At 38.8% G+C, this 24,456-nt stretch carries 28 protein-coding genes, 1 riboswitch and 1 other annotated feature; of the genes, 17 read left to right on the top strand and 11 right to left on the bottom strand.

Going from position 1 to position 24,456, the window contains the following annotated elements:
* Nucleotides 1-57: 57 nt before the first annotated feature.
* Nucleotides 58-993, bottom strand: coding sequence for a metal ABC transporter solute-binding protein, Zn/Mn family (locus COJ96_RS14895; RefSeq protein ID WP_098574598.1), 936 nt, complete (start codon nucleotides 991-993; stop codon nucleotides 58-60).
* A gap of 211 nt (nucleotides 994-1,204) precedes the next feature.
* On the opposite strand from COJ96_RS14895, the gene COJ96_RS14890 reads away from it, so the two are divergent.
* Nucleotides 1,205-1,777 carry a beta-class carbonic anhydrase gene (locus COJ96_RS14890; RefSeq protein ID WP_098574597.1) on the top strand — a complete coding sequence of 191 codons (573 nt, stop codon included), beginning with the start codon at nucleotides 1,205-1,207 and terminating at the stop codon, nucleotides 1,775-1,777.
* Here COJ96_RS14890 and yidD read toward each other — a convergent pair.
* A complete protein-coding gene (gene yidD / locus COJ96_RS14885) occupies nucleotides 1,774-2,001 on the bottom strand; it encodes a membrane protein insertion efficiency factor YidD (RefSeq protein ID WP_098574596.1) in 228 nt (75 codons plus the stop codon). The genes COJ96_RS14890 and yidD overlap by 4 nt on opposite strands.
* 140 nt (nucleotides 2,002-2,141) lie before the next feature.
* Here yidD and COJ96_RS14880 point away from each other — a divergent pair, with 140 nt between their 5' ends.
* Complete coding sequence (locus tag COJ96_RS14880) at nucleotides 2,142-2,615, top strand: S-ribosylhomocysteine lyase (protein ID WP_026563228.1); 474 nt, start codon at nucleotides 2,142-2,144, stop codon at nucleotides 2,613-2,615.
* A gap of 41 nt (nucleotides 2,616-2,656) precedes the next feature.
* Here the strand turns inward: COJ96_RS14880 and ytzI are convergent, their stop codons facing one another.
* A complete protein-coding gene (gene ytzI, locus COJ96_RS14875; protein WP_098574595.1) occupies nucleotides 2,657-2,818 on the bottom strand; it encodes a YtzI protein in 162 nt (53 codons plus the stop codon).
* Nucleotides 2,819-2,931: 113 nt separating this feature from the next.
* Entirely contained in the window at nucleotides 2,932-3,189 is a 258-nt protein-coding gene (locus COJ96_RS14870; RefSeq protein ID WP_026563229.1) for a DUF6154 family protein, read from the bottom strand.
* A gap of 202 nt (nucleotides 3,190-3,391) precedes the next feature.
* Between COJ96_RS14870 and COJ96_RS14865 the strand changes: the two genes are divergently transcribed.
* Complete coding sequence (locus COJ96_RS14865) at nucleotides 3,392-3,709, top strand: hydrolase (RefSeq protein WP_098574594.1); 318 nt, start codon at nucleotides 3,392-3,394, stop codon at nucleotides 3,707-3,709.
* A 147-nt stretch (nucleotides 3,710-3,856) separates the two neighbouring features.
* Nucleotides 3,857-4,336 (top strand): RNA deprotection pyrophosphohydrolase, encoded by a 480-nt coding sequence (gene ytkD / locus COJ96_RS14860; protein WP_098574593.1) that lies wholly within the window; start codon nucleotides 3,857-3,859, stop codon nucleotides 4,334-4,336.
* A gap of 24 nt (nucleotides 4,337-4,360) precedes the next feature.
* Here ytkD and COJ96_RS14855 read toward each other — a convergent pair whose 3' ends face one another.
* Genes COJ96_RS14855 through COJ96_RS14845 form a run of 3 tightly spaced genes read right to left on the bottom strand, consistent with a single transcriptional unit; the run spans nucleotide 4,361 to nucleotide 6,910 of the window.
* Nucleotides 4,361-5,167 carry an ABC transporter permease gene (locus COJ96_RS14855; RefSeq protein ID WP_098574592.1) on the bottom strand — a complete coding sequence of 269 codons (807 nt, stop codon included), beginning with the start codon at nucleotides 5,165-5,167 and terminating at the stop codon, nucleotides 4,361-4,363.
* The gene (locus COJ96_RS14850) at nucleotides 5,148-5,924 is read right to left on the bottom strand and encodes an ABC transporter ATP-binding protein (RefSeq protein WP_098574591.1); all 777 of its coding nucleotides are present in this window, start codon (nucleotides 5,922-5,924) and stop codon (nucleotides 5,148-5,150) included. Before COJ96_RS14850 ends, COJ96_RS14855 begins: the two co-directional genes overlap by 20 nt.
* Before the next feature lie 20 nt (nucleotides 5,925-5,944).
* Entirely contained in the window at nucleotides 5,945-6,910 is a 966-nt protein-coding gene (locus COJ96_RS14845) for an ABC transporter substrate-binding protein (protein ID WP_373561701.1), read from the bottom strand.
* 175 nt (nucleotides 6,911-7,085) lie between these two features.
* Between COJ96_RS14845 and COJ96_RS14840 the strand changes: the two genes are divergently transcribed.
* From COJ96_RS14840 to COJ96_RS14825, 4 genes are all read left to right on the top strand, one after another.
* A complete protein-coding gene (locus tag COJ96_RS14840) occupies nucleotides 7,086-7,883 on the top strand; it encodes an alpha/beta hydrolase family protein (protein ID WP_098574606.1) in 798 nt (265 codons plus the stop codon).
* Between the two features lie 37 nt (nucleotides 7,884-7,920).
* A complete protein-coding gene (locus COJ96_RS14835; RefSeq protein WP_098574589.1) occupies nucleotides 7,921-8,163 on the top strand; it encodes a DUF2584 domain-containing protein in 243 nt (80 codons plus the stop codon).
* A 123-nt stretch (nucleotides 8,164-8,286) separates the two neighbouring features.
* Entirely contained in the window at nucleotides 8,287-8,811 is a 525-nt protein-coding gene (locus tag COJ96_RS14830; RefSeq protein WP_098574588.1) for an RNA polymerase sigma factor, read from the top strand.
* Nucleotides 8,792-9,745, top strand: coding sequence for a hypothetical protein (locus tag COJ96_RS14825; protein ID WP_098574587.1), 954 nt, complete (start codon nucleotides 8,792-8,794; stop codon nucleotides 9,743-9,745). The genes COJ96_RS14830 and COJ96_RS14825 overlap by 20 nt, the downstream gene beginning before the upstream one ends.
* Nucleotides 9,746-9,779: 34 nt before the next feature.
* On the opposite strand, the gene pckA is transcribed toward COJ96_RS14825, so the two are convergent.
* Nucleotides 9,780-11,366, bottom strand: coding sequence for a phosphoenolpyruvate carboxykinase (ATP) (gene pckA / locus COJ96_RS14820; RefSeq protein WP_098574586.1), 1,587 nt, complete (start codon nucleotides 11,364-11,366; stop codon nucleotides 9,780-9,782).
* Nucleotides 11,367-11,613: 247 nt separating this feature from the next.
* A riboswitch (SAM riboswitch) is annotated at nucleotides 11,614-11,753 on the top strand.
* Nucleotides 11,754-11,957: 204 nt separating this feature from the next.
* On the opposite strand from pckA, the gene metK reads away from it, so the two are divergent.
* Entirely contained in the window at nucleotides 11,958-13,157 is a 1,200-nt protein-coding gene (metK, locus tag COJ96_RS14815) for a methionine adenosyltransferase (protein WP_098574585.1), read from the top strand.
* Nucleotides 13,158-13,404: 247 nt separating this feature from the next.
* The gene (asnB, locus tag COJ96_RS14810) at nucleotides 13,405-15,309 is read left to right on the top strand and encodes an asparagine synthase (glutamine-hydrolyzing) (RefSeq protein WP_098574584.1); all 1,905 of its coding nucleotides are present in this window, start codon (nucleotides 13,405-13,407) and stop codon (nucleotides 15,307-15,309) included.
* A 47-nt stretch (nucleotides 15,310-15,356) separates the two neighbouring features.
* Here the strand turns inward: asnB and COJ96_RS14805 are convergent, their stop codons facing one another.
* Nucleotides 15,357-15,869 carry a gamma carbonic anhydrase gene (locus tag COJ96_RS14805; RefSeq protein WP_098574583.1) on the bottom strand — a complete coding sequence of 171 codons (513 nt, stop codon included), beginning with the start codon at nucleotides 15,867-15,869 and terminating at the stop codon, nucleotides 15,357-15,359.
* 143 nt (nucleotides 15,870-16,012) lie between these two features.
* Here COJ96_RS14805 and COJ96_RS14800 point away from each other — a divergent pair, with 143 nt between their 5' ends.
* Nucleotides 16,013-16,816, top strand: coding sequence for an alpha/beta hydrolase (locus COJ96_RS14800; RefSeq protein ID WP_098574582.1), 804 nt, complete (start codon nucleotides 16,013-16,015; stop codon nucleotides 16,814-16,816).
* A 5-nt stretch (nucleotides 16,817-16,821) separates the two neighbouring features.
* The gene (locus COJ96_RS14795) at nucleotides 16,822-17,916 is read left to right on the top strand and encodes a tetraprenyl-beta-curcumene synthase family protein (RefSeq protein ID WP_098574581.1); all 1,095 of its coding nucleotides are present in this window, start codon (nucleotides 16,822-16,824) and stop codon (nucleotides 17,914-17,916) included.
* A 23-nt stretch (nucleotides 17,917-17,939) separates the two neighbouring features.
* Here the strand turns inward: COJ96_RS14795 and mnmM are convergent, their stop codons facing one another.
* Nucleotides 17,940-18,512: a tRNA 5-(aminomethyl)-2-thiouridylate-methyltransferase MnmM gene (mnmM, locus tag COJ96_RS14790; protein WP_098574580.1), complete on the bottom strand. Its 573-nt coding sequence runs from the start codon at nucleotides 18,510-18,512 to the stop codon at nucleotides 17,940-17,942.
* Nucleotides 18,509-19,474 (bottom strand): tRNA modification radical SAM protein MnmL/YtqA, encoded by a 966-nt coding sequence (gene mnmL / locus COJ96_RS14785; RefSeq protein WP_098574579.1) that lies wholly within the window; start codon nucleotides 19,472-19,474, stop codon nucleotides 18,509-18,511. Before mnmL ends, mnmM begins: the two co-directional genes overlap by 4 nt.
* A gap of 211 nt (nucleotides 19,475-19,685) precedes the next feature.
* Between mnmL and COJ96_RS14780 the strand changes: the two genes are divergently transcribed.
* The 5 genes from COJ96_RS14780 (at nucleotide 19,686) to COJ96_RS14760 (ending at nucleotide 23,939) form a co-directional block, all read left to right on the top strand.
* Nucleotides 19,686-19,955, top strand: a complete 270-nt coding sequence (locus tag COJ96_RS14780; RefSeq protein ID WP_098574578.1) for a YtzC family protein — start codon at nucleotides 19,686-19,688, stop codon at nucleotides 19,953-19,955.
* The gene (locus COJ96_RS14775; protein ID WP_098574577.1) at nucleotides 19,952-20,131 is read left to right on the top strand and encodes a glycogen biosynthesis protein GlgD; all 180 of its coding nucleotides are present in this window, start codon (nucleotides 19,952-19,954) and stop codon (nucleotides 20,129-20,131) included. The genes COJ96_RS14780 and COJ96_RS14775 overlap by 4 nt, the downstream gene beginning before the upstream one ends.
* Before the next feature lie 289 nt (nucleotides 20,132-20,420).
* The gene (locus COJ96_RS14770; RefSeq protein WP_098574576.1) at nucleotides 20,421-20,933 is read left to right on the top strand and encodes a NapC/NirT family cytochrome c; all 513 of its coding nucleotides are present in this window, start codon (nucleotides 20,421-20,423) and stop codon (nucleotides 20,931-20,933) included.
* Between the two features lie 2 nt (nucleotides 20,934-20,935).
* Nucleotides 20,936-22,387, top strand: coding sequence for an ammonia-forming cytochrome c nitrite reductase subunit c552 (locus tag COJ96_RS14765; protein ID WP_098574575.1), 1,452 nt, complete (start codon nucleotides 20,936-20,938; stop codon nucleotides 22,385-22,387).
* A gap of 358 nt (nucleotides 22,388-22,745) precedes the next feature.
* Nucleotides 22,746-23,939 (top strand): MDR family MFS transporter, encoded by a 1,194-nt coding sequence (locus COJ96_RS14760; RefSeq protein WP_098574574.1) that lies wholly within the window; start codon nucleotides 22,746-22,748, stop codon nucleotides 23,937-23,939.
* Between the two features lie 148 nt (nucleotides 23,940-24,087).
* Nucleotides 24,088-24,309: a binding site (T-box leader), on the top strand.
* The last annotated feature ends 147 nt before the right edge of the window (nucleotides 24,310-24,456 follow it).

The raw sequence follows: 24,456 nt of genomic DNA, 5'->3' as shown, positions 1-24,456 counted from the left end.
GATTTGTCGACAGTCTGAAATGAACCAATTAAAGACCTGGTTCATTTTTTTATCGATTTAATTGTTTAAAGCTGTTTTTAATGATTCAAGATTTTGATTCATTAACGAAAAATAGGTTTCTTTGTTTTTAATATTGTCTTTTGATAAAATAGCAAGGTTATGAATAGGTAATGCTTTGGCACCAATTTCTTTTTGAACGATGTTTCCAAGTTTCGATTGGACATTTTGTTCAAATAGCATATAGTGTAATCCTTCGCCCTCCGCAAGGGTAATGATTTTTTCTAACTCCTTTTGCGTTGGTTCATTGGCAGTCGAAAGTCCTGATATACTAATTTGTTCAATTCCATATCGTTTTTCCCAATATCCAAACGCTGCATGTGTAACGATGATCTTTTTATGCTTTGCCTTTGTAATTGTCTGTTCAAAATTCGTATTAAGTTCATCTAACTTGAGGGAAAGTTGTTGGAAATTTTTATTAAATAGATCTTTGTGCTCCGGCATCTGTTTAATTAATGCATCCCGGATGACAGCAGCCATATCCTTAGAGTAAATGGGGTCAAGCCATACATGTGGATTGACATCTGCATCATGATGCTCTTCCCCCTCATCATGTGTATCGGTTGATTTTGGGAGATTAATGCCCTCTGCAGTAGGTACTAGTTTAACATGCTCATTTTTCAATGTTTCTTTTGAATTTTCTACAAACCCTTCAAGCCCCAGCCCGATGTAGAAAAATAAGTCTGAATCAGCTAACCTCATCATATCCTTTTGGGAAGGTTCGAATGTATGTTCATCGGCCCCAGGTGGATAGATCGTGTTAACATTTACATATTTTCCACCTATTTGCGAAGTAAAGTATTGAAGTGGAAATACAGTGGTATAAATGGTTAACTGGTCCTTATTTTTTTGTACTTGTTCTTTACCATTTGAACACGCAGACATCAGTAGGCTTAATGGTAATAGAATAGATAGGAAAAGGATGATTTTTTTCATAGGAACTCCTTCATATGTTTATAAATCGGATTTATTACGATTTATTATCGAAAATTTTTTGAATTCTGAAAAATAATAACTACATAATACGGAACGATTCCGATTTCCATAAGTATCTTACAAAATATTTTCCTTAAAAGCAAGTATAAAATTTTGTCTAACTATCAAAAATTAGGTATGCTTAGAAAGAAACAAAGGAAGGGTGGTTATCTTGAATAACTCAAAATTGCTGAGTGAGATTCTAGACTATAATGAAAAATTTGTGGAAAACCATGAGTATGAAAGGTATGAAACAACCAAATATCCGAATAAAAAAATGGTCATCCTAACATGTATGGATACTAGGCTGCTTGAACTATTACCCAAAGCATTAAACTTGGGAAATGGTGATGCGAAATTAATTAAAGACGCTGGGGGACTGCTCTCACACCCATTTGGCAGTGTAATGAGAAGTATATTAATTGCCCTGTATCAATTAAAGGCTCAAGAGGTTTTGGTGATTGCTCATTATGATTGCGGGATGAGCGGGTTAAAGGCAGAACCAGTGCTTGAAAGTATGAAAGCACGTGGAATATCCCAAGAAACGATTGATACGCTTACGTACTCCGGAATTGATATAAAAAATTGGCTGCATGGGTTTGATAGTGTAACCGAAAGTGTAGAACACAGCGTAGAAATTATTAAAAATCATCCGTTAATGCCGAAGGATGTTCCTGTGCATGGTTTAGTTATTGACCCTAAAACAGGAAAACTGGATCTTATTGTGGATGGTTATCAAAATTAATGTGAATCCTTTTCGGGAACTGGATCCAACCCTCCCGGATGAAACGGATGACATTTCGATATCCTTTTGAGCGTAAGCCAGCCGCCTTTTAAGGCACCAAACCGTTGAATGGCTTCTACCCCATAATGAGAGCATGTCGGATAAAAGCGGCAGGTGGGTGGTTTTAACGGTGAGATAGCAACTTGATAAAAACGAATAATCGCAAGGAAAAATTTTTTTACCATTTGGAACACTCCTTTATTACAATTATCTACAACATACCATAATTTAATAGGAACGTCTAAATTGTTAAATAAATGTAAGTAGATGAAAAAACTCGGAATTTATTGTATGATACTAGTAGATAAAAAAAGGAGTGATATCGATGCCTTCAGTTGAAAGCTTTGATTTAGACCATAACGCGGTTAAAGCCCCTTATGTGAGACATTGTGGTGTTCACAAAGTTGGTAGTGACGGTGTTGTTAATAAATATGATATTCGTTTTTGCCAGCCCAATAAACAGGCGATGAAACCAGATGTGATTCATACATTAGAGCACTTGCTTGCTTTTAATCTTCGTAAGCATTCTGAGAAGTATGACCACTTTGATATTATTGATATTTCACCAATGGGCTGCCAAACAGGTTACTACCTGGTCGTTAGCGGTGAACCTACTGTGGAGGAAATCATTGATCTTATGGAAGATACAATGAAAGATGCCCTTGAAATTATTGAAATTCCAGCTGCGAATGAAAGACAATGTGGTCAAGCAAAACTCCATGACCTAGAAGGTGCCAAGCGTTTAATGCGTTTCTGGCTCGAGCAAAGCAAAGAAGACCTCAAGCAAGTTTTTGCATGATGATTTAAAAAAATTCCTATTCGATGTGAATAGGAATTTTTTTAAGCTTTGTTTTCATCCTGATTTTTTTCCTGTTCAAGATGCGGGTTATTTTCTAATGGATCGACCGTATGTTTATAAGTATAGGCTTTAGAAGTGGTGCCCACCGCTAGAAATAGAACTACGAACACAATAATAATACAAATTACGGCTACTACATACATGTGTATAGGCTGCCTCCTTTTTTCCTCTATTGTATCATGATTTGATGTTTTATTGAGAAAAGAAAAAGGGAAGCCCTCTGTTTTGGCTTCCGTTTCTACACTATTATGTATAATCAATGAATATTTCGAGGATGATAAGTATTCGTGCGATGCTGGCCGTACTCTTCTTGGGCAAATTTACCTTTTAAACTTTCAATTAAATAAATGCCCATTAAATTATATAATTCCTGTTTATCCATGTCTTGGATTAACGCTAGTAAATCCTCATGTGACATTTCTTCTAAAAAGGCAAATGCCAGCATATCGATATCCTCTTCGTCACCGGTTAACTTATTACGGTACATTTCATACAATTCATCGACTAATTTCATTCAGTACACCTCCTTGTTATATTCTTTTCCCTTTTAAGTATAAAATAATTCTAACTTCCGTTTTTGTAAATTAACAGAAAAATCTGTTTCTTCTGTTGTATGTTTATTATATCGTATTCATTTCTAAAAAATGAATCGAAATTTGGCTGAGAATAAATTTTTTCTATTTGCAAATTACTAAAGAGTAAAAGGGGATGACATAATGGATGAGCAAAAGAAAACCTATTATATTGATGTAGGGAGCGGTGAAATTTCGCAAAGTGCTACAAGTTCAACATGGAGTTATAAAATTCAGGCAAGTGATGAAGAAATTACGCAACTCCGTGAATTATTTAATCAAAATTATTCGACCGAATGGAAGAACTTCTTTCGAGCCCACGTACCATATGTCGAGTATCATTACGATCGTGAAAACGATGCTTACGATAGTACACTCCAACAAGTGTATGGAATGCTGCATAAGCTGGGTGATGAAGAAGCAAAAAGCCACATTGAAAGCATGAATATTTTACCAAGGTAAAATGAATATTTTACCAAAGTAAAATAAATATTTTACCAAGGTAAAAAAATTTATTTTTAAAAAGTATTTTATAAGAAAAATCCTTCCTTTAGGATTTTTCTTTTTTTGATTATAATAAGAGCAACAAATATTGAGGCGGAATTTAGAATGATACATTTTTTAGATGCAAATGGGAATAAAGGTGAACTGTCTTTTAGTCCAAATTCTTTCCAAGAGAAGGCCAAACATGTGTTGGTTATCTGCCAACATGGTGATGAATGGTTGTTGACGAACCATAAACAAAGAGGCCTTGAATTTCCAGGAGGTAAGATGGAATCAGGTGAAACCCTTGAAGAGGCAGCGCAACGAGAAGTTTTTGAGGAGACTGGCGCAATATTAACTGAGCTTATATTTTTGGCTGAGTATAAAATTTTCGATCCAGAGAAGTCCTTTGTGAAAACGGTCTTTTGGGGGAACGTAAAAAGGATAGAAAAAACGTCTGGTTATTACGAAACCGATGGTCCAGTACTTGTTCAAGGGGATATATTAACTCAACGATTTGGGGATACATACAGTTTTATTATGAAAGACCAGGTTATTGAGCAATGTGTGAAACACATCCAAAGGATAAAAGAACAAAAAGAATAGCAGAAAGTACTTATAACCAATCCGCTATTCCTTGATAAGTTTTCTCTCTAATAATTCAACGAGCTGATACATAATAGTGGCAAATACGGCAATAATCATGAGTGATAAGAAAACGAGGGTAAAATTAAAAACTTGGAAGCCATAGATAATCATGTAGCCAAGCCCTCTCGAGGATACAAGGAATTCCCCAACAATAACACCGACCCATGATAAGCCGACATTGACCTTTAAGGTAGATATTATCGTCGGAAAACTAGCAGGGAGGATTGCTTCCTTGAAGCATTGTAAACGGTTGGCTCCGAAAGTTTGAAGCACTTTTAGATAATTTGGATCTACCTCTTTGAATGAGGTATAAACAACGATCGTGGTAATGATGATGGAGATAATCGCACCCATGGCAATAATCGATGGATATCCTGGACCAAGCGCCACAATCAATATCGGCCCTAAAGCTACTTTGGGCATAGCATTTAATATGACAAGATATGGATCAAGCACTTTTGAAATCATTGGTGACCACCAAAGGATTGCCGCTAAAATGGTACCAAGCAGTGTGCCCAGAATAAATCCTAGTACAGTTTCGGTGAGGGTGACCCCAATATGGCTAACTAAAGTTCCATCGTTAATCTTTTCCAAAAATAAGTTCCAAATTTTTGATGGAGAACTGAAAAGAAGCGGGTCAATCCACTGTTTTTGACTAGAAAATTCCCAGCTTGCGAAAAAGATGATAAAAATAATCGCTTGATAAAATCTAACCCAACGTTTTTCCACTATCAACGATTGAATATAGTTTCTATGGAGGAGTTCCAGCTTATTCTTTTTCTCGCTCAAGTGACTCCAACTCCTTCCATATGGTTTGAAAGATGCTTGAAAATGCTTCATGATTTCTGGCTTCAAACGGGGAGATCTTTCTTAGTTCATCGGGCATCGTAAATGTTTTATAAATCCTGCCTGGACTTGGAGAAAGTAAATAGACCCGATCACTCATGGCAATCGCTTCACCAATATCATGTGTCACAAGAATGGCGGTTTTGCCAAATTCATCTAATGTGCGCGAGACTAGGTCCTCCAGTTTCAATTTAGTTTGATAATCGAGAGCAGAAAAGGGCTCATCAAGCATAAGCAGCTTTGGTTCTGTGGCAAGGGTACGGACGAGCGCTACCCGCTGCCTCATCCCCCCTGATAACTGCCTAGGCATTTGTTTTTCCACACCGGTTAATCCGATTTGCTCTAACAGGCTCATGGCCTTCGCTCTTGTTTGGTCATTCAACTGCTTCGATAATTTCAGTCCTAACAGAATATTCTCTTCAATCGTTTTCCATGGAAACAAATAATCCTGCTGGAGCATGTAACCGATTTGGTTTTTGGTGGTTGTTACAGGCTTATTCTCTAATAAGACAGTACCTTGGGTAGGTTTAAGCAAGCTAGAGATAATGGAGAGCAGAGTCGTCTTACCACAGCCGCTAGGGCCGAGAAGGGAGACAAACTCCCCCTCCTCAACGGTTAATGAAATATCGGAGAGGGCCGTGGCAGCCGAGGCTTTGGTAAAATAGGTATGATGAATATTTTGGACGGACAAAAAATTCATGGAGACGGCCTCCCTTTCCTTTATTCGTTAATAATTTTTTCAGCTATCTTTGTGTTTACAAGTGTTTGATGATCTACTTCTTTTGGAAGTTCTCCCGCTTCATTCATGATGTTTTGAAGATTATCCCATTCGGCTTGGTCGAGAACTGGATCTGTGGCAAAGGAACCTTGACTTTTATAGCGATCCACAACGGTGGTCATAATAGCTAGGTCTGTGTCCGGGAAAAATGATTCGACTGCTTTGGCAATTTCTTCGGCACTGTGGGATTCTACCCACTGTTGTGCTTTGTAAATTGCCCTAGTAAACTTTTCAATTGTTTCTTTATTTTTGTTCATGTAACTCTCCTTGGACATAAACGTGGTATAGGGAACATGGCCAGATTCTTTCCCAAAGGAAGCAACTATATGACCTTTGCCTTCTTTTTCGAAAATACTCGCAGTTGGTTCAAATAATTGCACAAATTCGCCCGTTCCTGAGGCAAAGGCATTGGCAATATTAGCAAAATCAATGTTCTGGATTAAGTTCAAATCTTTATGTGGATCAATGCCATGCTTCTTTAAAACAAACTCGCCAACCATTTGCGGCATGCCGCCTTTACGTTGACCTAAGAAGGTTTTTCCTTTTAAGAGATCCCATGAGAAATTATCTATTTTCTCTCTAGAAACGAGGAATGTACCATCTGTCTGTGTTAATTGGGCAAAATTAATGACCGGGTCATTTGCGCCTTGCGCGTATACATAAATCGAGGTTTCCGATCCAACCAGAGCAACGTCAGCTCCTCCGGAAATTAATGTAGTCATGGTTTTGTCGCCGCCTGGCGTTGTTGTTAGCGTCACATCTAAACCTTCAGCCTTAAAAAATCCCTTTGCTATGGCAACATACTGCGGGGCATAGAAGATGGACCTAGTAACTTCAGCGATTCGAACCTTTTCAAGTTTCTTGGTTTCATTTTTTGTGGTGCTATTACAAGCCACTAGTGAGAACATAAGTATAGTGATGAGCAGAAAGGAGAAACTGAATTTTAATGATTTTTTCATAAAGCAAGCCTCCTTATATTTCATAAAAAATCTGGGCTAATTGCCTAAGATATCGTATGAACGGAAGAAAAATGTGTGAATGCCAAAGTGTTATAAATTTGATAAAAAGAGGGAAGTTGTGCAGATGAACCAAAGCATTGAAGGGAAAATCGTTGAGATCATGCGGTTTCCTTCTCCAAATCCATCTGTTGAATTAAAGGTCATCACCTACCTTTCCAATGGATTAAGAGTCAAAGGAATGTTGGCAGAACCTATAGGGGAAGGTGAGTATGATGGATTCCTTTATTTACGGGGAGGCATCAAAAATGTGGGCAAAGTTCGACCCGCACGGATTGCCCAATTTGCCGCTGAAGGTTTTATTGTTTTTGCGCCTTATTATCGTGGCAATCAGGGTGGTGAGGGCAATGAGGATTTCGCCGGAAACGATCGGGAAGATGCATTTGCGGCCTTTTGGCTGTTAAAATCTTTGCCGAGGGTTCTTAATGTACATATTTTTGGGTTCTCGCGTGGTGGAGTCATGGCACTCTTGACTGGGATCGAATTCCCTGAAACCGCGTCTGTAGTTACCTGGGGAGGAGTCAGTGATATGTCCCTTACCTATATGGAACGGAAGGATTTAAGAAGAATGATGAAACGTGTGATTGGAGGGACCCCACAGAAATATCCGGAACGTTATCAAGACAGAACCCCAATCTATTCCTTAGAAAAACTGACTGCTCCAGTCCTAATTATCCATGGTGTAAATGACGGTAATGTCTCTGTGGAGCATGCCTATCGCCTGGAAAGAAGGTTGAGAGAATTAGAAAAGCCAGTCGATTGCTGGTATTTTGATGAGTTTACACATTACTTCCCTCCTGAAGTAAATAGAAAAGTCGTCTCAGATCTATCAAAGTGGATGAAAAGTCAACGTAAAAGATGTTAATATAAAGGTAAAACAAGCAGAGGAGCGGATCAAAGATATGGGTATGCCTCTTGAGTTAAATACAATGATTGTGACAAAAGGAAGAGAGATACGAGTAGAGGAAAATGTCTTCACATTAGAAAAAGAAGGGTATAGACTTTATCCTATTGAGATTCCGATTGATGTAAGAAAAACAATGGATAGTGATTCAAGTGGTACAGCAATCATTAAAAAAGTTGAGCTGCAGAATAACAGCACGACCATCACCTACCAATTAATCTCATTAAATTCAACGAACTAAGCAGGGTTTTGCCACCTGCTTTTTCTTTTTGAAAAAAATATTATTAATGTGTAATAAACTTTCGATACATTCGTCTTATTAATAGATTTATTAGGATTAAGGTTTTTGGGAAGGGGGATTGGATTGGAGCGCGGCCATCAAATAGAGAAATGGTTTATTCAATATGAGCAGGATGTTACCAATTATCTAGTTTATTATACAGGCTCGGTGGATGTTGAGGATTTGGTTCAAGAAACCTTTTTACGGGCATTACGAGCTTTAAGTCACTTTAAAAATGATTCAAGCCCGAAAACATGGCTGATATCAATTGCAAGAAATACAGCAATAGACTTTTACCGGAAGAAATCTGTTTGGAACAGACTTAAACAGATTTTAGATTATGAATCCCCTAAGCTTCATGAACAAGATACAGGGGAAAAAATTGTTAGGAAAATGGAATATGCCTATTTGTATGAAGCAATTAATGAATTAAAGCCCACCTATCGTGATGTAATTTTATTAAGAGGTATTGCAGAACTTTCATCCCAAGAAGCAGGTCAAGTCCTTGGCTGGACGGAGAATAAAGTGAATGTTACTTTTTTTCGGGCAGTGAAAAAACTAAATGAACGCTTAAAGGGGGGGGAGTATTTTGAGTCAATTGAAGGATAAAGAATTACTGGAAATGATGGCTGACTTTCCAAAGCATGAGTTAACTGCAAAGCAGAGAAACGCTTTTCTTAAAACAATTCGTGTGGAAAGCACTCGGAAACAAAGCAGGCGATTTAATTTTCAAAGACTAGCAGCATTAGCAGCTCTATTTATGTTGGCGATAATTGCTCCAATCCTTTATTTTACAAGCCATGGTGAAGATTTAAGCAATTCGGGATCTGTAAAGACAGAAGTTGTAAAAAAGGGCGAGTTTTTTGCTTTAATGGATAAGAGTGGCACACCATATTATCCTGATAGCAATTTTGGAATACCAAACAAGGTTAGCCTGCTTGCTCCACTGGAGTGGATAGCGAAGGATCAAAGGAGTGTTTCAAAAATATCAGTCTATTTATGGGGTGACTATGAAAAGGATTTTGCCAATAAACCTTTAAACATAACGGCAACCCATGTAAAAACAGGAGTCAAAGAACATCTTGCAACAGCCGTAATATCAGGGGGGATGTATGGGGCAGATGGTCATGCAATGACAAGTTTTAATCCATTTCCTTTTTCCGGTAAATATAATCTTGAATTTATAGCCGGCAATAAAAAGGTCGGTGAATTTTCAATTTATGTAATGGAGCCTTATATCAAGATAGGTGATTCCACTCTAATGATTTCCCAAGAAGTTTTATACGCAGGTTTCTATGAAGATGCTGCAATTGAGGTAGAGGGGGAAAACCTTCCACCTGAAATTAAATTAGAGATATTTGACTTAGAAAATGCAGAAGAATCCACCTTTACCTTTAAAGATAAGACCGATTATATCACCACCGATGGAAAAAAGATTTCTATTTACAAGGGAGATTTCCAACTGAAAAAAAGCGGCAGATATCGGTTTACTTTATTAAATAAATCAGAGACGGTAGAAGTAAGAAAGCCCATATCGAAATGATATGGGCTTTTAGAATAGTTAGGGCACTTTTCGCTTACGCGATAGGTCCGCCTTTTTGTTCAATTTCTTCTGAGACATTTGTGAATTTTTTGAAGTTTTCTCGGAACTGTGCTGCTAATTCTTCTGCCTTCTTCTCATAAGCAAACGGATCAGACCATGTTTTACTAGGTTGAAGGACTTCATCTGGTACTCCAGCAATATGAATAGGGATATTCAAACCGAAAATTTTATCTTTGGTTGTTTCTACATGATTTAACTCCCCTTCAAGCGCTGCTTGAATCATAGCACGAGTGTAAGAAAGTTTCATCCGATTCCCGACCCCATATTCACCGCCGGTCCAGCCTGTATTCACAAGAAATACATTCGCATTGTGCTCAAGAATCTTTTCACCTAACATTTCGGCGTATCGAGTTGCAGGCAGCGGCAAGAATGGTGCACCAAAGCAGGTAGAGAAGGTAGCTTGTGGTGAGGTAATTCCACGCTCTGTTCCAGCTAGTTTTGAAGTATAACCACTTAAAAAATGATACATTGCTTGTTCCTTAGTTAGTTTTGAAATAGGAGGCAATACACCAAAAGCGTCAGCCGTCAAGAAAATGATAGTGTTTGGATGTCCAGCAATACTTGGTTGAACAATATTATCAATCGCATGAATTGGATAAGCAGCACGTGTATTTTCTGTTAATGTGCCATCATCATAATCAGGGATTCTGGATTCTTGATTCAAGGTAACATTTTCTAATACCGTTCCAAAGCGGATCGCATCAAAAATTTGCGGCTCTTTCTCACGAGAAAGATTAATACATTTTGCATAGCAGCCTCCCTCGATATTGAAGACACCGTTGGATGACCAGCCGTGCTCATCATCACCAATTAATCGACGATTTGGATCCGCGGATAAAGTGGTTTTTCCAGTACCAGATAAGCCGAAAAATAATGCAACATCGCCTTCAAGACCAACATTGGCAGAACAATGCATGGAAAAAATATTATTTTCCGGAAGCAGATAGTTCATGACTGAGAAAATAGATTTCTTCATTTCGCCTGCATATTCTGTTCCACCGATTAGAACAATTCTTTTCTCAAATGATACAATAATAAAGGCCTCCGAATTTGTGCCATCAATTGCCGGATTTGCCTTGAAATTAGGGACAGAAATAACAGTGAAACCAGCATCATGTTCAAGCAGCTCTTCTTCTGTCGGGCGAATAAATAATTGGTGTACAAATAAATTTTGCCATGCTAATTCATTGATAACCCTGATAGGTAAACGCGATTTTTTATCGGCACCAGCAAAGCCTTTAAAAACAAAGATTTCATCTTTCTGTTGTAAATAATTAATGACCTTTTGATAAAGTTTTGTGAAAACCGGCTCTGAAATTGGTTGATTGGTCGTGCCCCATTCAATTTTATTTTTCGTTGAATCTTCTACAACAATGAATTTATCTTGTGGAGATCGGCCAGTATATTTACCAGTAGCGACACTAATTGCCCCAGTAGAAGTTAGTCCCCCTTCATGACGAGTTAAGACTTTTTCAACTAACTGTGGAACAGATAATTGTACATGAACATGACTTTCATTCAACAATTGATTTAATTCATTAGGAGTATCAACAGAATTCATTAATGAGACCTTCCTTTGTCTAAGTTTTATGTTGTTAATAATACAAAAAGTATAACACATTAGTTGAAATAATGTATCATATTAATCTGAATTTATATATTTTAAAACTTTAAATGAAGATATAAAAAAATTTTATAAAAGGTTAATGACTTACACCGTATTTTTTCCATTTTTTGAGGAAGATATTTCTAAAAAATACATTGACATTGTTACCCAGTATGATATCATTCTAAGTTGAACGGATACTCTCTTATCCTGAGCTGGTGGAGGGACAGGCCCAATGAAACCCAGCAACCTGCAGTATGAAAAGATGAACCACTTTAAAAGGTCCTTTTCAAATGCGAAGGTGCTAATCTGACGCAAGGCTAATGCCTTGAACGATAAGAGCGAAAGGCCCGAAAACAACCTTTCCTCTATGGTAAGGTTTTTTGTTTTTTTATAAGTCCTTTTATGAAATGAGTCTCTAATAAAAATCCTTTGTTTATTACATACTAAGGGAATGAGTACCGTATCAAATTCTCGAGGTTTAAGAAGTATACCTGTAACCTTCGAAAAAAATCCTCGTGATCTCATAATAAAGGAGGAATTCAGATGTCAAGAAACGCGCGTTTGTTCACTTCTGAATCAGTTACTGAGGGTCATCCAGATAAAATCTGTGACCAAATTTCTGATTCCATTTTAGATGCTATTTTAGCAAAGGATGCTAATGCTCGTGTTGCGGCTGAAACTTCAGTAACAACTGGATTAGTGTTAGTTGCAGGGGAAATCACAACATCTACATATGTGGATATTCCAAAAATCGTTCGTGAAACGATTAAAGGGATAGGATATGATCGTGCGAAATATGGATTTGACTCCGAGACATGTGCCGTTTTAACATCTATTGATGAACAGTCTCCAGACATTGCAATGGGTGTTGACCAAGCATTGGAGGCTCGTGAAGGCCAAATGTCTGATGAGCAAATTGAAGCAATTGGAGCAGGGGATCAAGGGCTAATGTTTGGTTTTGCATGTAATGAAACGAAAGAGCTTATGCCGCTTCCCATCTCACTTGCACACAAGCTTGCTCGTAAATTAACAGAAGTGCGAAAAGACAATGTTCTTGAATACCTTCGACCAGACGGAAAAACCCAGGTAACGGTGGAATATGATGAGAATGATAAACCGGTACGGATTGATACCATTGTTATTTCTACTCAACATAACCCAGAAGTAACGTTAGAGCAGATACAACGTAACTTAAAAGAATATGTCATCAACCCTGTTGTACCGAAAGAACTTATCGATGAGAAGACAAAGTATTTTATTAATCCAACTGGCCGTTTCGTCATTGGCGGACCACAAGGGGATGCAGGCTTAACCGGCCGTAAAATTATCGTTGATACGTATGGCGGATATGCTCGTCATGGCGGCGGTGCTTTCTCAGGTAAGGATCCGACAAAAGTGGACCGTTCCGCTGCATATGCCGCACGTTATGTTGCTAAAAACATCGTCGCTGCTGGTCTTGCTGAAAAATGTGAAGTTCAACTGGCCTATGCGATTGGTGTAGCACGACCGGTTTCCATTGCTGTGGATACGTTTGGTACTGGTAAAGTAAACGAAGATATTCTAGTGAACCTGGTGAGTGAAAACTTTGACCTCCGTCCTGCTGGAATCATCAACATGCTGGACCTTCGTCGTCCAATCTACAAACAAACAGCAGCCTACGGTCACTTTGGCCGTACAGATATTGACCTGCCTTGGGAGCGTACGGATAAAGTAGAGGCATTACGAGCGCAAGCAAATATTTAAATAGAAAGAGGGGGTTACATATGACATGTAACTCCCGTTTTTATTTGTACGTCTAATTACCTGTACATTTAATCGGTATTTGCCTAAAATGAAATGTTTATACAGGTCAAAAGAAGTGAAAAATGGGGATAGTAAATTTACCTATTGTTCACAGTGCATTTTTTCAAAAAAAAGTGGTAGTATTAGAGAGTATGTTTTTTGGATTAAATCCTTTATTTAGGGATATTTAGAAGAGGTGAGGTACATAATGTGTGGCTTTATAGGTTGTGTACACGATACAACACAAAACTATAGTGAAGTACAAAAACAACAATTTAAAAATATGAACGATATTATCACTCATCGTGGTCCAGATGATGATGGTTTTTATTATGATGATCATATTCAATTTGGATTCCGACGTTTAAGTATCATTGATATTGAGAGCGGTCATCAACCGTTAACCTATGAAAATGAACGCTACTGGATTATCTTTAACGGTGAAGTTTATAACTATGTTGAGCTGCGTGAAGAACTATTAGCTGAGGGTTTAACGTTTGCAACAAGTTCTGATACGGAGGTTATTATTGCTCTTTACAGCCATTTAAAGGAAAAGGCCGTTGAAAAACTGCGTGGAATGTTCTCTTTCGTTATCTGGGATAAACAAGAGCAAAGTCTTTATGGGGCACGCGATCCTTTTGGAATTAAACCGTTCTTTTATTTTGAAGATGGAGACCGAACATTTTTTGCGTCTGAGAAAAAGAGTATTTTGTTGGGTCTTGAAAATGATGTGCTCAATTATGATTCTTTGCAGCATTATTTAACCTATCAATTTGTTCCAGAACCAAACACTTTATCTGATGGAATTAAGAAATTAGAACCAGGTCATTATTTTACAAAAAAAATTGGCTCACCAATGGAAATTAAAAGATATTGGAAGGCACATTTTAAACCGGTTCAAAAAGCGGAGTCTGATTTTATAAAAGAAATTAAAGATGTCCTCTTTGATTCAGTCAAAATGCATATGCGCAGTGATGTTCCGGTAGGTTCATTCTTATCAGGCGGGATTGATTCTTCCATCATAGCGTCAATTGCTAAAGAATTTCACCCTGCCATTAAAACCTTCTCTGTTGGCTTTGAGCATAATGGTTTCAGTGAAATTGATGTCGCAAAAGAGACAGCTGAGAAACTTGGTGTTGAAAATATCAGTTATGTGATTTCCCCTCAGGAATACATGAATGAAATTCCAAAAATCATGTGGCATATGGATGACCCGCTTGCCGACCCTGCTTGCGTTCCGTTATATTTTGTTGCTCGTGAGGCAAGAAAGCACGTAACCGTTGTTCTGTCTGGTGAAGGGGCGGATGAATTATTTGGCGGCTACAATATTTATCGTGAACCGCAATCATTAGAGGTATTTAATAAAATCCCAAGAGCAGGAAAAGTGCTTTTAAAAGGGATTGCAGGCATGATGCCTGAAGGAATGAGAGGAAAAAGCTTTATTGAACGTGGTGTAACGCCAATGGAGGATCGTTATATCGGTAATGCAAAAATGTTTTTGGAAGAAGAGAAACGCGAACTATTAAATGTCTACCGTGAAGGATTAGATTATAAGGATATTACGAAGCCTCTTTACTCCGAATCGCGGGGCTACGATCCGGTTGATCGGATGCAGTATATTGATATTCATACTTGGATGCGCGGTGATATTTTATTGAAGGCGGATAGAGTGACCATGGCTCATTCATTAGAATTACGTGTGCCATTCCTCGATAAAGCGGTTTTCGAAGTGGCGTCAAAAATCCCAACTAGCCTAAAAACAGCTCATGGAACGACTAAGTATATCTTGCGTAAAGCCGCTGAAGGCATCGTGCCTGCCCATGTGCTAGACCGTAAGAAACTAGGTTTCCCTGTTCCAATCCGTCACTGGTTGAAGGATGAAATGAACGATTGGGCCAAAAAAATCATCCGTGAAAGCAACACCGATCATTTGATCAATAAAACCTATGTGCTTCAATTGCTTGAAGATCATAGCCAAGGCAAAGCAGATAACAGCAGGAAAATATGGACTGTGCTGATGTTTATGGTTTGGCATCAAGTGTATGTGGAAGATGTCTATTCATTTCAACGGGACTATTCTTTAGAAAAAGCATTGCAATCATCGAAAAATTAATGAATAAAAGCACCCAAGTTTTCTTGGGTGCTTTATTTTTGGGTAGTTTAAGGTTGAATGGACTTATAATATTGTCCCTTTTCTGCATATTCTCTAGAGATTCTTACCATATCTTTAATGTCTTCAGGTGTTAATTCTCTAATAACTTTTGCGGGTCTGCCAAATGCTAAGGTATTAGGCGGGATCTTTTTCCCTTGGGGAACCAGACTGCCGGCACCAATAAATGCACCTTCACCAATTTCAGCATTATCAAGGATAATCGATCCCATTCCGATGAGTGCTTTTTTTCTAATGATACAACTGTGTAAAATTACCTGGTGTCCAATAGTCACTTCATCCTCTAAAATTAGCGGGTTATTGGGACTTTGGTGTAATATAGAATTATCCTGGATATTTACTTTCTTACCGATGATGGTTGGGGCGACATCCCCTCTAATGACAGTATTAAACCAGACACTTGATTCATCGCCAATTACAACATCACCAGTAATTGTCACATAGTCGGCAATAAAAGCAGTATCCGCTATGTGAGGATACTTATCTTTATAAGGATAGATCATTCTTCTCGCTCCTTTTCCATGATGATATTATTTTAGCGGAAGTAGGAGGCATTTAAAAATAATTCGTCTTTTTTAAATTAGTGAAGTTTCGTGCATTGGAATTCATTCACTAATTGGTTATAACTACTCTAGGGGGGAACTTTATGTGGAAGTGGGAAGCAGAAGGGGAAGCCAAGGCAGTAATTGTGATGGTCCATGGTGCGATGGAGCATCACCGCCGTTATGGCTGGCTAATCGAAATGTGGCGTTCTGCCGGATTTCATGTGATTATGGCTGACCTTCCGGGCCAGGGGATGACAACAAGGGCAAACCGCGGTCATATTCATTCCTTCGATGATTATATCTTTGAAGTAAAGGATTGGATTCAGGCAGCCTACCGCTATAATTTACCAGTATTCTTACTTGGTCACAGTATGGGGGGATTAATTTCAATCCGGCTCTTACAGGAAGAGAAGCTGAATGTCGCTGGAGTGATTCTTTCATCGCCGTGTTTAGGGTTAGTTCATACCCCATCTAAAATTCTAGATATTCTATCGCATGGTCTGAATATGGTTTTTCCTTCACTTCGGATCAATTCTGGATTATCGGTCCAAATGGCAACAAGAAACGAAGAGGTCCGTGAAGCGGATTCCAATGATACCCTTTATGTAACCAAGGTATCGGTTCGATGGTATCGGGAATTAGTGAGTGCCATGAAAGAGGCCTTTCAGGCGCTTGAAAAAACACAAGACATCCCGATGCTAGTCATGCAGGCGGGCGATGACAAAATAGTCAATAAAAGTACCGTAAAAGAGTGGTTTAATCATGTACCACTTTCGGAAAAAAGATTTAAGGAATGGCCGAAATGCTACCATGAGATTTTTAATGAACCGGAGCGCGAAGTGGTATTTGAATACGCAAAGGATTTTGTTTATAGTCAATTAAAAGCAATCGGTTATATTGTTTAGAAAGGTTGTCGGTTTTAATGATGCCAATCACCCTTATGTCGAGGGTATACAGCAAAATACTTCCAGCAGTACACAAAGAATTGGCTTATTGGAAAAGCCGTGCAGAAAAAATCCCGAACGAGGAACTGAGGACTCAGGCCCTTGCAAGTATCAATCATAAAACGTTCCATTGCGAGGGTGGTGCTATCCTTGCACTAACCGCAAAAGGGGATTATCAAAAAGCGATAAAATTTATCGTTGCTTATCAAACGATTAGTGATTATTTGGATAATCTTTGTGACCGTTCCACCTCACTAGACCCTGAGGATTTTGCAGCGCTCAATGAATCCATGGCAGATGCGCTCGTCCTTAAGGCAGAGAAGAAAAATTATTACCGGCTCCGTGAAGACCAGGACGATGATAATTATTTAAATGATTTATCGGAAACCTGCCGCTCTATCCTGAGAGAAATTAAGAATTATGAAGGAATTAAAGATTATTTGCTTGAGCTATGCCAATACTATTGTGAACTGCAAATTCACAAACATGTCATCCATGAGGAGCGGGTCCCACGTCTTGAAAAATGGTTTCAAAAGAACCAACCTCACTTACCTGATATGGAATGGTATGAATTTTCAGCTTGTTCGGGTTCTACCTTAGGGATTTTTTGCCTTGTGTCCTATGCACATCGTGATGATTTTCAGTTGAGTGATGCGGAAAAAATTCGAAATGGATACTTTCCATATATTCAGGGCTTACATATTCTTTTAGATTATTTTATTGATCAAGAGGAAGACCTTATTGGGGGAGATTTAAACTTTTGTACTTATTATCGTAATGAGGAAATGCTTTTTCAACGCTTGAATCATTTTATGATTGAAGCAGACCGGCACACGGAATTTCTCCCTCACAAAAATTTTCATCGCTTGATTAATCGTGGTCTGCTGGGTATTTATTTATCCGATGCCAAGGTTCGCAAACAGAAAAACGTGCGAAAATTAGCCAAAGGTATGATTAAAACGGGCGGTTGGATTAGCTATTTCTTCTATTTCAATGGTCTTGCCTACCGTTCAGTGCAAAAATCAGTCCCAGCTTTTGTTACAAGGTTAATTTCAAAATAAAACCAGGCGCTTAGGCCTGGTTTTTATATTTTCTCGATTGCAATGATAAAAGCTGGACTATTTTGTTGATTGATAAATTGGTATTGGAGCACATGGGCTGTTTTTTGGTCAATTTTTTGGCAATAATCAAGCAGGGAATCACGTTCTTCAGCCCCTCCTTTGTGGCCATGATAAATAACGAGAACGATGATTCCTTCAGGAGCAATCATTTCCAGTAGTTGTTGCAGAGCATTAATCGTTGTTTCAGGTTGAGTAACTATCGTTTTATCACTGCCAGGCAAATATCCCAAGTTGAAAATTGCACCAGTTACTTTACCTTGATAGTTGTTAGGAATCAATTGGGATAGCTGTTCGTGCCCAGAGTGAAACAGTGTAACTCGCTCAGAAAGGCTTTGATTAATCAAACGTTCCTTGCTTGCGGCAATCGCTTTCTCTTGAATATCAAACCCAAATACGTGACCGGAGGCACCAACAAGTTCTGCTAAGAAAACTGTATCATAGCCATTTCCAACTGTCGCATCAATCACAACATCGCCAGGTTGAACCGCTGTTTTAAGTAGATTTTTCGCAAACGGAAGAACCTTGTCTATTTTCATAAATACTTCACCAATTGACCTTGATAAAATTTCCCCTGCCAGCTGTCTCGTTTTTTCAGTTCCGCATCAATGGCATTTAAGACTTCCCACTTGTTCACACTCCACATCGGCCCAACCATTAAATCAATGGGACCATCTCCTGTTATTCGATGAACAATCATCTCGGGTGGTAAAATCTCTAATTGGTCACATACTAACTTTACATAGTCATCTTGGGACATAAACTCGAGCATTCCTTTTTCATATTGCTTGACCATGGGCGTTCCTTTTAACAAATGGAGCAAATGAATTTTTATTCCTTGAACATCTAATTTGGCTACTTCATGAGCAGTTTCCATCATCATGTCGTAGTTCTCAAGCGGTAATCCATTGATTATATGGGAGCAGATGCGAATCCCATGCTTTCTTAGCTTGTTTACCCCATCTTTATAACATTGAAAATCATGGGCACGATTGATGAGTGAGGCTGTCCGTTCGTGGACTGTCTGAAGACCAAGTTCAACCCATAAATAGGTTCGTTCATTCAGTTCCGCTAAATACTCGACCACATCATCTGGCAGACAATCAGGACGCGTGGCAATCGATAAACCCACGACGCCTTCCTGATCCAGAACGGATTCATATTTTTCACGAAGTACATCTACTGGTGCATGGGTATTTGTAAATGCCTGAAAGTAGGCCATGTATTTGCCATCTTTCCATTTTGTGTGCATTTTTTCTTTAATGTTATTGAATTGAATTTCTAGGGACTCTACTCGATTACCGGCGAAATCTCCAGAACCTGACGCACTACAAAACGTACAGCCTCCGTGTGCGACAGTGCCATCCCGGTTCGGACAATCAAAGCCTCCATCAAGCGCGACTTTAAACACCTTATGACCAAATTCTTGGCGCAAGTGGTAATTCCAAGTATGGTATCGTTTATCATCAGAAGCATATATAAAAGGTCTCATCTGAACCAATCAGAAAACCTCCTTATAAAAAATAAAAAGCGCATAACATCAATTTTATCATGTAGTGGCTAGCTTATCCAAATGTAATTATTTACGGAACTGGCTGGTAATAATTATTCAACTGTTTATGTTATAGGAAAGAAAATGGAGAACAAAATAAGAAATGAAGCATTATGCTTCTCACACGGGGCTTCCAGTTATTATAGAAAGGGGTTCTTAAATGGCTACTCGCGACTCTATGGACGAATTAATGCAACAGGTTGAGGACACAGTTCGCTTTGCCCAAGAACAATACAAACAAAGTAGTCTCCAAGAGCATTATAATGACGATGATTACACAAAGGCGCTGCAGCAGCTTGAAGATACTTATCAAGACATTGCTAAAATGGCACATAGTGCAAACTCGCAGCAACGGGAACAGCTCCATAGAATGAGACTCCAGCTGCAGCAGCTTCAGAATACCATGGTTCTAGAGGGGGAAAACCTTTGAAAAAGCGTTCTAAGCAACAAAATCCTGAACAGAAAACCCGAAATGGAATTAATAATCAAGATTTAGAACTGGGGCAAGATTTCGATCTTGTTAAGCAAGCCAAGAAGAATTATGAAGAATCCGGTGGGCAGCCTGTAAAGTCCAAATTCCACCAAGAAAAAGACCAATCTTCATAAAACAAGGAAGAATCCCTCAATTTTTTTCATTGAGGGGTTCTTTTTTTATAAATAATTTTTCCGAAAATTATTGAAAAAAGTGTAAAAAATCACTTGGAATAACAATATTACATTAAAAACACCTTGAAAATAGAAGGAAACGCTCGTTCACAGGTCGGTAACAAGTAGTGATATATATGTGATGTACGTCACAGTTTTGCCCTTTTATATCATGGTTTAAATAAGGTTGTAGACCACTCAGGATTACGATGCAGAAAAACTAAAAGAGAAAAGAATGGGAGGTGAGGAAATGTTAAAAAGATTCCTTAAAATGGACAAAAAGTTTTTAATTGTGCTGGCGCTGCTGATTGGTGTGTTTTTATCTTTTTCCACTGTAAAAACAATGGCCTACTTGGATTCACCTGGTTTTTGTCAAAACTGTCATACGATGAAATCCGTACATAAGTCTTTTATGGATTCAACTCACTCGGATTTACAGTGTAATGACTGCCATCTGCCTCATAAAAGTGAAGTGGGGAAATTATTTTTTAAAGGCCGCGCAGGGATGACACATATTTATTTCAATACACTCGGAACAAAGAAGATTCCGGATGTGATTGAGGCGACCGAACGAACTGAAAAAATTATGAATGACAACTGTATTTCTTGTCATAAAAGCACACTTAGCAATGTATCGCATGATGCAAAGGAAAAGTGTATTTCCTGTCACAAAACAGTTCCACACGGGAAAGGCTTTAAAGATGATCGTTATAATAAGCCGCCTGTTTCAGGAGAGTTATTAGAAAATAAGGGAGGATTTTAGAAATGGGAAGCTTTCGATATGGGGCATATCTTCTCCTGCTAGCGATCGTTTTGATCATTACTGGGTGCAGCGATGGATCTACTGAGAAAACGGCGTCTGCAGCAGGAAAGAAGACTACAGGACTCGCAGCCGATGAAATTCGAAATGAAGCGTTTAAGGACTTATTTCCACTTCAATATAATAGTTACAAAAAGAATGAAAAGATGGAAGATACTACTAATGGCGGTTCTGAAAAACGCAGCAAATTTGAAAAGGATAAAGAGCCTTTGTTACCTATCCTCTTTAATGGATATGGATTTGCAACGGAATATAATGAAGAACGTGGACATACATACGCCTTAGAAGATATACGCAGTATTCAACGGATTACCGATAAATCGGTTGGCTCGTGTTACACTTGTAAATCGACAGCTGTTCCAAAGATGATTGAGGAAATGGGCGACCACTACTGGGGTGCTAATTTTAATAAAGATATTTGGCCAAAAGGGGAGGAGATGGGGCACTCGCCCATAGGCTGTTCGGATTGTCATGATCCAAAAACAATGGATTTGCGTGTCACTCGTCCAAGCTTCTATAAGGCATTACAAGCCAAAGGCGTAGATACATCCAATCCAACCAAAAACGATATGCGCAGCTATGTTTGCGGCCAGTGTCACGTGGAGTATTATTTTGCAGCCGATAATAGTGAAGTAACATTCCCGTGGACAAAAGGTTTTAAGCCTGATGAAATGTATGAGTATTACAGCACCATTGCGAAAGAAAAAGGTTTTGAGAAGGATTGGATTAGTAATATTTCTGGAACGCTGATGTTAAAGTCACAGCACCCCGAATATGAAACACATTCATCAGGTACACATGGCAAAGCGAATGTATCTTGTGCTGACTGCCATATGCCGTATGAGCGTGTCGATGGAAAAAGAAAAATCAGCTCACACTGGTGGACTTCACCGCTTAAAACCATGCAAACTTCATGCGGTCAGTGTCATGGCGATCGCGATTTAGATAAACTGAAGGACCGTGTCCTTGAAATTCAAGAAGCAAATGTTAGTGCATTACACGAAGCACAGGATATTTCCACGACATCACACTATTATGTAAATAAAATGATTACTTCAGGTGTAAATCAGGAGAAAATCAAGCAAGCGCAGGAATTTGTTCGGAAGGGCCAATGGTTCTGGGATATTATCGCAGCTGAAAACTCGGCCGGTTTTCATAATCCACAGGGATCGATGGATTCCTTAAGAGAATCTGTTGTTCAATCCAACAAAGCGGTCCGGCTTGCAACTGAAGAGCTTGTTAAAAAAGGCGTTGATATGGAAGAAGTAGACAAGGAAATTGAAAAAGTGAAAAAGGCTGTTTTCGACGAAAAAGATAATGAGAAGAAAAAAGATGCCGCAGTGAATAGTTATTTCCCTGCGCAAGCACCGGTAATACCAGGAGTACCAAAGAAATAACTATAAATATTTTGGTCAGGAAAACACTGTTTCATTTACAGTGTTTTTTTCTTATGGCTTTTTTGAGGAGAAATTGAGATTGGCGATATCTTCATTAGATTTGGCGAAATAATTGGGAAACTTGGCGAAATCCTGGGACAATTCAGCGAAATCCAATTCAGTTTGGCGAAATCCTGGGCCAATTCGGCGAAATCCAATCCAGTTTGACGGAATCCAGGATCAATTAAAGAGGGAATACCAAATCTCCATACCTCTCCCCATTGCACTGGAAAACAAAAAGCATTGCGCGCCCCAAGAAAAAATAATAGAATATATCCTTGGTAATTGAAATTGTAATATGTAAAGGGGCGTTTTATACATGCCACGTGCCTTATGGCTCTTAATAATAGGGATGGTCGTTAATGTCACAGGCTCATCATTTCTGTGGCCTTTAAATACAATTTATATACATGATCACCTGGGTAAGTCCTTATCGATTGCTGGAATAGTCCTAATGCTAAATTCAGGGGCAAGTGTGATTGGTAACCTATATGGCGGCAGCCTATTTGATAGAATAGGCGGCTACAAATCTATCTTAATAGGAATCTCGATTACTCTTACAGCACTCATCGGTTTAACTTTTTGGCATGGCTGGCCTGCCTATATTGTCTTCCAAAGCATTATTGGATTCGGTACCGGTATTATTTTTCCGTCGATGTATGCAATGGCAGGGGCCGTTTGGGTTGAAGGTGGACGGAAAGCCTTTAACGCCATTTATGTTGCCCAAAACCTTGGGGTAGCCTTGGGCGCCTCCCTTGGCGGGATTGTTGCCGCTTATTCCTTTCAACTCATCTTCCTAGCCAATACTATTATGTACGTCCTCTTTTTGCTTATAGCTCTATTTGGCTATAAAGGAATTTCAGGAGAGTCAGGAAAACCGGCAACTAACGATATAAATGTTCCTATTGTAAAAAATAGAAAAAAACTGTATGCCTTATTAATACTGTGTACAGGGTATTTGCTTTGCTGGGTTGCCTATGTACAGTGGCAAACAACGATTGCCACCTATACACAGGAAATTAATATTTCATTAACACAGTATAGTCTTTTATGGTCGATCAACGGTGCCCTAATTGTCATTGGCCAACCATTCTTAAATGGTGTAATGAAGCATCTGAAAGCATCACTTAAACTGCAAATGATTATTGGAATTGGTATTTTCGTTGTTTCATTTTTAGTTGCAGGGCAGGCAACGCTGTTTTCTGGGTTTCTAGTTGGGATGATTATCTTAACAATTGGTGAGATGTTTATCTGGCCGGCAGTTCCAACAGTTTCCTTTAACCTGGCACCGAAGGGACGTGAAGGCTTCTACCAAGGAATCGTCAACAGTACGGCAACAGGCGGCAGAATGATTGGTCCCCTAATGGGCGGAATAATCGTAGACATGTACAACATATCAGCACTATTCATTGTACTAATAGTGTTATTCCTCATCGCAATCATCACAACACTCCTTTACGATCGAGGTCTAAAAACAAAAATGGTGTCAGGCACCGTCCATGGACAAATCTAGTTATTTGTCCATTCCACGCGGACGAAGAAGTAACTCTTCTTTGTCTTTTTGTTTATTATCCCGATATTTTGTCTATCCTGAATTTAGGCGCTAGTTTGCCTTGCATACTTGTTGAAAATTTATTACAATAACCGTAATACTTTATATTGAAATGACTGTGATTAGGAGTAGTAATGATTCATATCCGCACTTAGAGAGTTGACGGCTGGTGAAAGTCAACCGGGTACATCATGAACTCGCCTTTGAGTTGCAAGTGTGAAAGTATAGTAAGGCTTGCCGTATTCCGCGTTAAGGATGAATGAAGCGAGTGTTTTTAACACTAATGTGGGTGGTACCGCGGGAAGATACATACAATCCTCTCGTCCCTTTTTGGGATGAGGGGTTTTTTTATTTTGGCTGTGTTAAAGTTAAATGTTGATTTTAGCACTCTGTTGATTGGAGTGGAAGGCACGAAGACTCCTGCAGGAGTACGGGGCAGGGGAGACCCCNNAGGAGGCTCCCCGGCACGCCTGCGGAA

The sequence above is a fragment of the Bacillus sp. AFS073361 genome (assembly GCF_002567005.1).
Taxonomy (GTDB): Bacteria; Bacillota; Bacilli; order Bacillales; family Cytobacillaceae; genus Neobacillus.
Note: the sequence above shows the minus strand (reverse complement) of the source record. Positions and strands in the feature narration are given on the sequence as shown.

Bases quoted from the DNA above. Each gene is read 5' to 3' on its own strand.
- COJ96_RS14895 (WP_098574598.1), bottom strand. From the start codon at position 993: ATGAAAAAAATCATCCTTTTCCTATCTATTCTATTACCATTAAGCCTA.
- yidD (WP_098574596.1), bottom strand. From the start codon at position 2,001: ATGGTAAAAAAATTTTTCCTTGCGATTATTCGTTTTTATCAAGTTGCT.
- COJ96_RS14880 (WP_026563228.1), top strand. From the start codon at position 2,142: ATGCCTTCAGTTGAAAGCTTTGATTTAGACCATAACGCGGTTAAAGCC.
- ytzI (WP_098574595.1), bottom strand. From the start codon at position 2,818: ATGTATGTAGTAGCCGTAATTTGTATTATTATTGTGTTCGTAGTTCTA.
- COJ96_RS14870 (WP_026563229.1), bottom strand. From the start codon at position 3,189: ATGAAATTAGTCGATGAATTGTATGAAATGTACCGTAATAAGTTAACC.
- COJ96_RS14865 (WP_098574594.1), top strand. From the start codon at position 3,392: ATGGATGAGCAAAAGAAAACCTATTATATTGATGTAGGGAGCGGTGAA.
- ytkD (WP_098574593.1), top strand. From the start codon at position 3,857: ATGATACATTTTTTAGATGCAAATGGGAATAAAGGTGAACTGTCTTTT.
- COJ96_RS14850 (WP_098574591.1), bottom strand. From the start codon at position 5,924: ATGAATTTTTTGTCCGTCCAAAATATTCATCATACCTATTTTACCAAA.
- COJ96_RS14845 (WP_373561701.1), bottom strand. From the start codon at position 6,910: ATGTTCTCACTAGTGGCTTGTAATAGCACCACAAAAAATGAAACCAAG.
- COJ96_RS14840 (WP_098574606.1), top strand. From the start codon at position 7,086: ATGAACCAAAGCATTGAAGGGAAAATCGTTGAGATCATGCGGTTTCCT.
- COJ96_RS14835 (WP_098574589.1), top strand. From the start codon at position 7,921: ATGGGTATGCCTCTTGAGTTAAATACAATGATTGTGACAAAAGGAAGA.
- pckA (WP_098574586.1), bottom strand. From the start codon at position 11,366: ATGAATTCTGTTGATACTCCTAATGAATTAAATCAATTGTTGAATGAA.
- metK (WP_098574585.1), top strand. From the start codon at position 11,958: ATGTCAAGAAACGCGCGTTTGTTCACTTCTGAATCAGTTACTGAGGGT.
- asnB (WP_098574584.1), top strand. From the start codon at position 13,405: ATGTGTGGCTTTATAGGTTGTGTACACGATACAACACAAAACTATAGT.
- COJ96_RS14805 (WP_098574583.1), bottom strand. From the start codon at position 15,869: ATGATCTATCCTTATAAAGATAAGTATCCTCACATAGCGGATACTGCT.
- COJ96_RS14800 (WP_098574582.1), top strand. From the start codon at position 16,013: ATGTGGAAGTGGGAAGCAGAAGGGGAAGCCAAGGCAGTAATTGTGATG.
- mnmM (WP_098574580.1), bottom strand. From the start codon at position 18,512: ATGAAAATAGACAAGGTTCTTCCGTTTGCGAAAAATCTACTTAAAACA.
- COJ96_RS14780 (WP_098574578.1), top strand. From the start codon at position 19,686: ATGGCTACTCGCGACTCTATGGACGAATTAATGCAACAGGTTGAGGAC.
- COJ96_RS14770 (WP_098574576.1), top strand. From the start codon at position 20,421: ATGTTAAAAAGATTCCTTAAAATGGACAAAAAGTTTTTAATTGTGCTG.
- COJ96_RS14765 (WP_098574575.1), top strand. From the start codon at position 20,936: ATGGGAAGCTTTCGATATGGGGCATATCTTCTCCTGCTAGCGATCGTT.
- COJ96_RS14760 (WP_098574574.1), top strand. From the start codon at position 22,746: ATGCCACGTGCCTTATGGCTCTTAATAATAGGGATGGTCGTTAATGTC.